Below are 10,519 nucleotides of genomic sequence, written 5' to 3' on the forward strand. Positions count from 1 at the left end.
CTTTATATAGAATATACGAAAGGACGTATCAACATATGAAAATCATTTGTAATAAATCAGCATTGCTTACCGGTGTCAACACTGTCTTAAAAGCAGTACCTGCAAGAACAACAATGCCTATTCTTGAATGTATACTGATTGATACAACATCAGGGGTCATTAAATTGACAGCCAATGATATGGATCTCGGTATTGAAACAACAGTTAACGGCGATGTCCTTGATAAAGGATGTATTGCTTTGGAGGCTAAACTGTTTTCTGAGATTGTGAGAAAACTCCCGGATAGTGAAGTTACCATTGAAACAGATGACAACAATAAGGCATTGATTAAATGTGAAAAAGCAAAATTTAATATCGCCGGAAAAGATGGTGAAGATTTTGTCGCATTGCCTGAAATAGAAAAGACCCATTTTATTACGCTTTCCCAGTTCTCATTAAAAGAAATTATTCGTCAGACGATTTTTTCAATTTCTGATAATGAAAGCAACCGAATGATGTCCGGTGAACTTTTACAGATTGATCAGGATCAGCTGCGTCTTGTTTCACTGGACGGTCAGAGAATTTCTATCCGTAAAATTTCACTTAAAGAATCATATGATCCGATCAAAGCAGTTATTCCTGGAAAAACCCTGAATGAGATCAGTAAGATTTTGTCCGGTGATATGGATGATGATGTCCGTATTTATTTTACAGACAGACATGTATTGTTTGAATTTGATCAGACAGTGGTTGTATCACGTCTGTTGGAAGGAGAATATTTCCAGATTGACAAGATGATTTCAAGTGATTACAATACCAAAATAACCATTAATAAGAAAGAGCTGCAGGGGTGTATTGAACGTGCGTCTCTTCTGATTCGTGAAAGTGAAAGAAAGCCAATTATTATCAACGTGACAGATGGTTCCATGGAGATGAAGATCCAGTCAGCCATGGGTTCCATGAATGAAGATATTGATATCAGCAAAGAAGGACGGGATATCATGATCGGATTTAATCCGAAGTTTATCCTGGATGCACTGCGTGTTATTGATGATGAGGAGATTACCATGTATCTGGTCAATCCAAAGGCACCTTTTATCATCAAAAACGATGAACAGTCTTATATCTACCTTGTTTTGCCAATCAGTTTCAACATGTAATTGTTCAGAGTCAAGCATCATTTCATAAAGCTGACATAAAATGTGTTGCATTTTGTCAGTTGCTTGACTCAAAATATACAGGAATAAATAAGGAGTAGAATGATGCAGACATTTGGATTAAAGGATGAACATATTAAACTTGGACAGCTTTTGAAAGCAACTGGTCTGGTAGGATCAGGCGTAGATGCCAAGATTGTTGTTCAGGAAGGACTTGTGAAAGTCAACGGTAAAGTTTGTTATATGCGCGGCAAAAAAATCGTGTCGGGTGATATTGTTGAATTTGAAAATGAAAAGATAGAAGTTGTATAGAGTATGTATGTAGAATCGCTGGCATTGGAGAATTACAGAAATTATGCGCATCTTTCAGTTAATTTAAGTCCGGGCATTAATATCTTTTTCGGAGATAATGCTCAGGGGAAGACGAATGTGCTGGAAGCACTTTATATGTGTGCGACAACAAAATCCCATAGAGGCAGCCGTGATCGTGAAATCATTCGGTTTGGTGAAGAAGAAGCCCATATTCGGATGCTGCTTTCAAAGGAGCATGTACGACACAAAATCGACGTGCATCTGAAGAAGAATAAATCAAAAGGGATTGCTATTGATGGTATTCCCATCAGAAAATCCGGGGAATTGTTTGGTCTTGTGCATATGATCTGTTTTTCACCGGAAGACCTGGCCATGATTAAAAATGGACCGGGGGAGAGACGACGTTTTCTCGATCTCGAATTATGTCAGCTGGATAAAGTTTATCTACATAATATTTCCAATTACAACAAAATTGTGAACCAGAGAAATAATCTTCTCAAGCAGATAGGTTTTGATTCTGCATTAAAGGATACACTTGATATATGGGATATGCAGATGGTGAATTATGGCAGAAAAGTCATTGAGACAAGAAGACTGTTTATTGCGCAGTTGAATGAATGGCTGGAGCAGATTCACGGAAGGCTCACCGGCAACAGAGAAAAGCTTCGGCTTGTTTATCAGCCGAGTACGGAGCCGGAGGATTTCGAGCGTGTACTGTTATCCAAAAGAGATCAGGATATCCGGATCAAAATGTCAGGAACAGGACCGCACAGAGATGATTTTCTGTTTATGGTCGGAGAAGTGGATATTCGCAAATTTGGTTCACAGGGGCAGCAGAGGACAGCAGCATTGTCCTTGAAGCTGGCTGAGATTGAACTTGTGCGTCAGAGTATCGGGGACGAGCCGGTATTATTGCTGGATGATGTTTTGTCGGAACTTGATAGTTCCAGACAGAATTATCTTCTGGACTGCATTAAAGATATTCAGACCGTGATCACGTGTACGGGTTTGGACGAATTTGTCAATCACAGATTTAACATAGACCGCATTTTTAAAGTGACGGATGGAACAGTTGATTTTGTCAATGAGGTAGTAGGATAAAGCAGGAGGTTTGAGATATGAGTGAAGGATACGGCGCAAGTCAGATTCAGATATTGGAAGGGCTTGAGGCAGTTAGAAAGAGACCGGGTATGTATATTGGCAGTACCTCAGCGAAGGGACTTCATCATCTGGTATATGAGATTGTTGACAATTCCGTCGATGAGGCCCTTGCCGGTTACTGTGATCATATTGAGGTGACCATTAATAAAGACAATTCCATTACAGTTGTCGACAACGGACGTGGTATACCGGTCGGTATACAAGCGAAAGCCCATAAACCGGCGGTAGAAGTTGTATTTACCATTCTTCATGCCGGCGGTAAATTCGGCGGCGGCGGATATAAGGTATCCGGCGGACTTCATGGTGTCGGTGCATCGGTTGTTAATGCCCTGTCCGAATGGCTTGAAGTCAATGTTTATGTAGATGGTTATGAATATTATCAGCGTTATGAACGCGGTAAAGTCATGTGTGAACTGCAGAAGATCGGTCCGACAGAGAAGAGAGGAACAACGGTCCATTTCCTGCCGGATAAAGAAATATTTGAAGAAACAGTTTTTGATTATAAAGTACTGAAACAGCGTCTGAGAGAAATTGCTTTTCTGACAAAGGGACTTCGTATCTCTCTGACAGATGTCCGTGAGGAAGAGCCAATTTTGTCCTCTTTCCACTATGAAGGCGGTATCCGCGAGTATGTGGCTTATCTGAATAAGGCCAATACACCGCTGTATGATGAGATTATTTACTGTGAAGGTGAAAAAGACGGCGTACTTGTGGAAGTTGCACTTCAGCATAATGACGGCTACAATGAAAATGTTTATAGTTTCGTCAATAATATTACGACGCCTGAAGGCGGTACCCATCTTGTGGGTATGCGAAGTGCATTGACCAAGACATTTAATGATTATGCCAGAAAGAATAAGCTTCTGAAAGACAACGAACAGAGTCTGACAGGTGAAGATATCCGTGAAGGCCTGACGGCCATTGTCAGCATCAAGATCGGGGAGCCTCAGTTTGAAGGTCAGACAAAGCAGAAACTGGGCAACTCCGAAGCAAGAGGAGCCGTTGAGAGTATTGTCAGCGACAAGCTTAGTGTATTTCTTGAGCAGAATCCGGCCATCGGCAAGCTGATTGTGGAGAAATCTGTCATGGCACAGAGAGCCAGAGATGCAGCAAGAAAAGCCAGAGATTTGACAAGAAGAAAAGGTGCATTAGACAGTATGAGTCTTCCGGGCAAACTGGCAGACTGTTCAGATAAAGATCCGGCGAAATGTGAGATTTACATTGTCGAGGGTGATTCCGCCGGCGGTTCTGCAAAGACAGCACGTTCAAGAGCCACACAGGCTATTCTGCCTCTGAGAGGTAAGATTTTGAATGTCGAAAAAGCACGTCTGGATAAGATTCTTGTCAACAATGAGATTAAAGCCATGATCACGGCTTTTGGTACAGGTATCCATGAAGATTTTGATATCACCAAGCTGCGTTATCATAAGATTATTATCATGACGGATGCCGATGTGGATGGTGCCCATATCAGTACACTGCTTCTGACATTCCTTTATCGCTTTATGCCGGATCTGATCCGTGAAGGTTATGTTTATCTTGCAAAGCCGCCGCTTTATAAGATTGAGCGAAACAAAAAGGAATGGTATGCTTACAGTGATGATGAATTGAACGCGATCCTGACAGAAATCGGTCGTGATCAGAATAACAAGATCCAGCGTTACAAAGGTTTGGGTGAGATGGATGCGGAACAGCTTTGGGAGACAACCATGGACCCTGAAAGACGTATTCTGATGCGTGTTTCCATGGATGATGCTGAAAAAGTCAGCATCGATGAGACGTTCAGCGTCCTGATGGGTGACAAAGTAGAGCCGAGACGTGAATTTATAGAGAAGAATGCAAAATATGTCAGAAATCTGGATATATAGTAAAGGTTCTGCGTTAAGAATTATGGAGGAAGAGAATGGACGATAAGATTTTCGATAAGATTCATGAGGTCGATCTGAAGGAAAGAATGGAAACCTTCTATATCGACTATGCCATGAGCGTTATTGCATCCCGTGCTCTGCCGGATGTCCGAGACGGTTTGAAACCGGTACAGAGACGAATACTTTACGCAATGATAGAGCTGAATAATGGTCCTGACAAGCCGCATCGTAAATGTGCGCGTATTGTCGGTGATGCAATGGGTAAATATCATCCGCATGGTGATTCATCCATCTACGGTGCACTGGTCAATATGGCTCAGGACTGGTCAACAAGATATCCGCTGGTAGATGGCCACGGCAACTTTGGCTCCATGGATGGCGACGGCGCCGCAGCCATGCGATACACTGAGGCACGTCTCAGCAAAATTTCCATGGAAATGATGGCAGATATCAACAAGGACACTGTTGATTTTCAGCCGAACTTTGATGAGACAGAGAAAGAGCCGGTTGTACTGCCGTCCAGATATCCAAATCTGCTGGTGAATGGTACAACAGGTATCGCTGTTGGTATGGCGACAAATATTCCGCCGCACAATTTGCGTGAAACCATTGACGGTGTTATCAAGATCATTGATAATCGTGTGGAAGAAAATCGTGAGACAACCATCGAAGAACTGATGGAGATAATCAAGGGACCGGACTTCCCGACAGGTGCCATGATCCTTGGCAAAAACGGTATCAATCAGGCTTACCGTACCGGCCGCGGCAAATTAAAAGTAAGAGCAGTGACGGATATCGAGACAATGCCGAATGGCCGTCATCGTATTGTAGCCACAGAGCTGCCTTATATGGTCAACAAGGCAAAACTCATTGAAAAAATTGCCGAGCTGGTAAAAGATAAACGGATTGAAGGGATTTCTGATCTTCGAGATGAATCCAGCCGTGAAGGCCTTCGTGTCGTGATTGAACTGAAAAAGGATGCTAATCCGAATGTTGTACTGAACCAGCTGTATAAACATACCCAGCTGCAGGATACGTATGGTGTGATCATGTTGGCGCTTGTTAATAATCAGCCGATGATCCTGAATCTGAAACAGATGCTTGAACTGTATCTGAAGCATCAGGAAGAAGTTGTGACACGAAGAACACGTTTTGAATTAAATAAAGCGGAAGAACGTGCACATATTTTACAGGGCTTATTAATTGCTCTTGACCATATTGATGAGGTTATCAGCATTATCCGTTCATCGAAAAATGTTGCAGAGGCCAAAACACGGCTGATGGAAACATTTGGTCTGACTGAGGTTCAGGCTCAGGCCATCGTTGATATGCGTCTGAGAGCTTTGACAGGTCTGGAAAGAGAAAAGATTGAGAACGAATACAATGAACTGATGAAGCGAATCGGCGAATTAAAAGCAATCCTTGCGGATGAAAAACTGCTTCTCGGCGTGATCCGCGAAGAAATTAAGCTTATCCGTGATAAATATGGTGATGACAGAAAAACATCCCTGGGTGTGGATGATGACGAAATTACCGTTGAAGATCTGATCAAACGCGAAAATACAGTCATTGCCATGACTCAGCTGGGGTATATTAAACGTATGACCATGGATAACTTCAGAAGTCAGAACCGCGGTGGCCGAGGCATTAAAGGTATGACGAAGCTGGATGAAGACTGCATTACAGAGTTGATGATGGCAAACACCCATGATTATGTTCTGTTCTTCACTAATAAAGGCCGTGTATTCAGACTGAAAGGCTATGAGATTCCGGAGGCATCCCGTATTGCCAGAGGTACAGCACTGATCAATCTGCTGCAGCTTGAGCCGGGTGAAAAGGTAACAGCAACCATTCCGCTTGAAAAATATGAGAATGACAAATATCTTTTCATGGCTACAAAGAACGGTATGGTCAAGAAGACGTCTATCATGGAATACATCAATGTCCGTAAGACAGGCCTTCTGGCTATCGGTCTGCGTGAAGATGATGAACTGATCGAAGTTAAGGTAACAGATGAGTCTGATTTGATTTATCTTGTTTCCCAGAAGGGTATGAGTATCTGCTTCAAGCAGGATAATGTTCGTGCAACAGGCCGTACTTCTATGGGCGTGATCGGCATGGATCTGGATGCGGATGATCTGATTGTCGGCATGCAGGTCAGCAGCCAGGGCGAAGCAGTGCTTATCGTATCCGAAAAAGGTCTCGGAAAGCGAACCATGTTGGAAGAATTTAATGTTCAGAATCGCGGCGGCAAGGGCCTTAAATGCTATAAGATCACAGATAAGACAGGTCTTGTTGTGGGCGTAAAATGTGTCAACGCAGAAGATGAGCTGATGATCATTACAACCGGCGGTATCATTATCCGTATGCCGGTAGAAGGCATTTCTATTTTGAAGCGTATCACTTCAGGGGTTAAACTGATCCAGCTGGATGAAGGCTCTGTAGTTGCAAGTATTGCAAAGATCCGTGAAGATATGAAAGACGATGAGGAGACTTCAGACGAACAGTCAGAAGAGGCCGGGATGATAGAAGAAGTTTTAGAGACCGATTCAGTGGATAATTCTGAGGAAAATGAAACAGAATAGTTGGATGAATGGTTCTGATTGTGGATAAGTCCTCTGAAAAAAATCAGAAATGTGGAAAAAGGGCCGCAGCATCGTGAAAAAATGCTGCGGCCCTTTGTTTTTTGTATTAACAGTGAAAGCAAAGCATAGCATAGGCTACCTTTGGAGATAATGGCTGATCAATGCGTATGCGCATCGATATATTCAGTTCGCGTCTTTGAATAAATAATCTTTTGACTGCTGTAAAGACCATAGTATCCGGACAGCATATAACTGACAGCAATGGTAATCAGATAATAGGGCATCCCTTCAAAGCCAAACAGTTCGAAGGAAATCAGCAAGGAGGTAATCGGGCTGTTGGTCACACCGCAGAACACACCGACCATACCGCAGCCGGCGCAGAGAGCAGCAGGAAGACCGAGGATTGGACCGATTACACAGCCCAGAGTGGCACCGATAAAGAACGAAGGAACGATTTCACCGCCTTTAAATCCGGCACCCAGGGTAGCTGCTGTAAAAATAATCTTCATCATAAACGCCCATGGCGGAACAGAGCCTTCAAAGCAGCGAGCAATCATCGGCATGCCGGCACCATTGTAATCATTGGTATGTAAAAGCAGTGTCAGAAGAACAACAATTAAACCGCCGACAAAAACGCGAAGATACGGGTTGGCAATGTATTTCTTGTATGTATGCTCGGAAAGATGCAGGGCAATGCAGAAGACAACACTGATGGCGGCAAAAGCAGCTGCAGCAAGAATTATCTGACCGACGGTAAGGGCTGTCAGAGCCGGGAGATCCGTAATCGGAAAAACTTCCGGCATAGCGCCAAAATGTCTGGCCAGCATGGAAGCTGTCAGAGATGAAATAACACATGGTACCAAGGCAGAATAATGCATAATGCCGACGCTGATGACTTCCATAGAAAATACTGCGGCAGCCATCGGGGTACCGAATACAGCTGAGAAGCAGGCACTCATGCCGCACATAATCATCAGTTTCTTATCTTTTTCATCAAAATGAAAGGTCTGAGCCAGAAAATCACCGAGACTTCCGCCAATCTGCAGGGCAGCACCTTCACGACCGGCCGAACCGCCGAACAGATGGGTGATCAGCGTTGATACTAAGATTAGAGGTGCTACTTTAACAGAAATATGGTTGTCCGACTGGATGGAGGACAGAACCAGATTGGTTCCGGTATTGTTGTACTGACCGCTTACCCTGTAGAGAAAAATAATCAGCAGACCGGCAAAGGGTAGCAGGTAAATGAGTATGGGGTGAGCGGTTCGGCAGCCGGTCACAAAACTCATGGCATAATAAAAAAGTGTTCCGACGGCTCCAACGAGAAGGCCTGTAAAGACGGCCGTAATCAGCCAGCGGATCAGTAAGATGACATTTTTTACAGATGGGGTAAAAAATGTTTTTAAATGTTCGATGTGGTCCTTGAAATTCATCGTTTTATCTCCTGTTAAAGATTTAGTAAAGATAATTTGTAACTGTTCAGAGCCAAGCTCTGAACAGTTACGATAATTTTATTATAGTGATTGTTGCACTGAAATGCAAGAAAATAAGGGGTTTTGAGCTTATTGACATCAAAAAAACGTCATTATATAATAAATTTATCTGCTTAAAAAGTTACGGAGGAAGCTATGAGAGAAATCAGTTGTAATGCGATTATCAGCAGTATCAAAGAAATGTGTATTCAGGCCACCCATTATTTGTCAGATGACATGAAGTCTGCACTTTACAAAGGTGTGGAGAAGGAAGAATCTCCGCTCGGACGTCAGATTCTGGAGCAGTTGTGCGAAAATTTGACGATTGCAGGGGAAGATATGATCCCAATTTGTCAGGATACGGGCATGGCTGTTGTTTTTGTTGAAATCGGGCAGGAAGTACATATTACGGATGGTGGTCTTGAGGATGCCATCAATGAGGGCGTCAGACAGGGATATGTTGAAGGCTATCTGAGAAAGTCTGTTGTCAGTGATCCGATTGAAAGAGTGAATACTCAGGATAACACACCGGCTATCATTCATTATTCTATTGTTCCGGGCGATAGATTCAGAATCACATTGGCACCGAAAGGATTCGGAAGCGAGAATATGAGCCGCGTTGTCATGCTGAAACCGGCAGATGGTATAGAAGGTGTGAAGAAAGTAATTTTAGAGACAGTTGATCTGGCAGGACCGAATGCCTGTCCGCCGATGGTGATCGGTGTTGGTGTCGGTGGTGATTTTGAAAAATGTGCCATCATGGCCAAGCATGCATTGACACGAGCAGCAGGTGAACATTCCTCTGTACCTTATGTACGTGCATTGGAGGAAGAGATGTTGGATAAGGTGAACCGACTTGGAATCGGACCGGGTGGTTTAGGCGGAACAGTGACGGCATTTGCAGTGAATATCGAGACATATCCGACGCATATTGCAGGACTGCCGGTAGCAGTTAATATATGCTGTCATGTGAATCGACATGTGACAAAAGAATTATAGGAGGCGGTGATAATGGACAGACATATAAAGGCACCATTAAATGATGATGAAGTGAAGATACTGAAAGCCGGAGATTATGTATATATATCAGGTACCATTTATACGGCCAGGGATGCAGCACATAAGAGAATGTATGAAGCCCTTCAGAATGGGCAGGAAGTACCGATGCCCCTGAAGAATAATATTGTTTATTACATGGGACCGTCACCGGCCAGAGAAGGACGTCCGATTGGTTCGGCCGGACCGACAACCAGCAGCAGAATGGATAAGTATGCACCACTTCTCATGGACCAGGGATTAAAGGGTATGATCGGAAAAGGAAAGCGTTCTGCAGAAGTTCGGGAAGCAATTGTGAGAAATGGCGCTGTTTATTTTGCAGCAGTCGGAGGGGCAGGCGCACTTTTATCTAAAGCAGTTAAAAAGGCAGAAGTGATTGCTTATGATGACCTAGGAACAGAGGCAATCAGGAAACTGGAAGTGGAGAATCTTCCTGCAATCGTGGTCATTGACAGCGAAGGCAGTTACTTATATGAAGACGTAGCAAAAAAATATCGAAAAATTTAAAAAAGTTGTTGACAAAAGGTTACAGTACCTGTATAATAACAAATGCTCACTGCAATGACGGTGAGGACTGGAGAAATACTCAAGAGGCCGAAGAGGCGCCCCTGCTAAGGGTGTAGGTCGGGCAACCGGCGCGAGGGTTCAAATCCCTCTTTCTCCGCTGGAACATTTCCAGAAAACTTTGAAAAAACTTTTTAAAAATAAATTAAAAAAGTGCTTGACAAAGTTTGAAAGAAATGATATCCTATAACGGTCGGTGCAAAACACTGACTAAGAGAAAAGAACATTGATAACTAAATAATAAAACAATCCCGAAAATTCCTAAAAAGAATTTTTAAGAACACAAACCAAAGTAAAACGGGAAGAGATAACAGCTAGCTGTGAATCTTAACCAAAATCAAACATGAGAGTTTGATCCTGGCTCA

General features: G+C 43.1%; 8 protein-coding genes and 1 tRNA gene. 8 read left to right on the forward strand and 1 reads right to left on the reverse strand.

All coding sequences use genetic code 11. The features are described from left to right. Positions 1–35 precede the first annotated feature (35 nt). The 5 genes from dnaN (at position 36) to gyrA (ending at position 7,062) form a co-directional block, all read left to right on the forward strand. Positions 36–1,139 (forward strand): DNA polymerase III subunit beta, encoded by a 1,104-nt coding sequence (dnaN, locus tag NBH03_RS12380; protein WP_250799767.1) that lies wholly within the window; start codon positions 36–38, stop codon positions 1,137–1,139. Between the two features lie 99 nt (positions 1,140–1,238). Beyond that, complete coding sequence (locus NBH03_RS12385; protein ID WP_330371273.1) at positions 1,239–1,448, forward strand: RNA-binding S4 domain-containing protein; 210 nt, start codon at positions 1,239–1,241, stop codon at positions 1,446–1,448. A 3-nt stretch (positions 1,449–1,451) separates the two neighbouring features. Continuing rightward, the gene (recF, locus tag NBH03_RS12390) at positions 1,452–2,549 is read left to right on the forward strand and encodes a DNA replication/repair protein RecF (protein ID WP_250799768.1); all 1,098 of its coding nucleotides are present in this window, start codon (positions 1,452–1,454) and stop codon (positions 2,547–2,549) included. A gap of 17 nt (positions 2,550–2,566) precedes the next feature. After that, positions 2,567–4,477, forward strand: a complete 1,911-nt coding sequence (gene gyrB, locus NBH03_RS12395; RefSeq protein ID WP_117528540.1) for a DNA topoisomerase (ATP-hydrolyzing) subunit B — start codon at positions 2,567–2,569, stop codon at positions 4,475–4,477. A gap of 35 nt (positions 4,478–4,512) precedes the next feature. Then, positions 4,513–7,062 (forward strand): DNA gyrase subunit A, encoded by a 2,550-nt coding sequence (gyrA, locus tag NBH03_RS12400; RefSeq protein ID WP_250799769.1) that lies wholly within the window; start codon positions 4,513–4,515, stop codon positions 7,060–7,062. A gap of 158 nt (positions 7,063–7,220) precedes the next feature. On the opposite strand, the gene NBH03_RS12405 is transcribed toward gyrA, so the two are convergent. Then, positions 7,221–8,495 carry a chloride channel protein gene (locus NBH03_RS12405; RefSeq protein WP_215691151.1) on the reverse strand — a complete coding sequence of 425 codons (1,275 nt, stop codon included), beginning with the start codon at positions 8,493–8,495 and terminating at the stop codon, positions 7,221–7,223. A 195-nt stretch (positions 8,496–8,690) separates the two neighbouring features. On the opposite strand from NBH03_RS12405, the gene NBH03_RS12410 reads away from it, so the two are divergent. The 3 genes from NBH03_RS12410 to NBH03_RS12420 all read left to right on the forward strand — a co-directional run bounded on the left by NBH03_RS12410 (position 8,691) and on the right by NBH03_RS12420 (position 10,254). Then, on the forward strand, positions 8,691–9,533 hold the full coding sequence (locus tag NBH03_RS12410; protein ID WP_015512989.1) for a fumarate hydratase: 843 nt from the start codon (positions 8,691–8,693) through the stop codon (positions 9,531–9,533). A 12-nt stretch (positions 9,534–9,545) separates the two neighbouring features. Further along, entirely contained in the window at positions 9,546–10,097 is a 552-nt protein-coding gene (locus tag NBH03_RS12415; RefSeq protein ID WP_250799770.1) for a Fe-S-containing hydro-lyase, read from the forward strand. Between the two features lie 69 nt (positions 10,098–10,166). After that, positions 10,167–10,254 (forward strand) — tRNA-Ser (locus NBH03_RS12420). The last annotated feature ends 265 nt before the right edge of the window (positions 10,255–10,519 follow it).

The organism is Coprococcus intestinalis (assembly GCF_023656595.1).
GTDB classification, from domain to species: Bacteria; Bacillota; Clostridia; order Lachnospirales; family Lachnospiraceae; genus Coprococcus_A; species Coprococcus_A intestinihominis.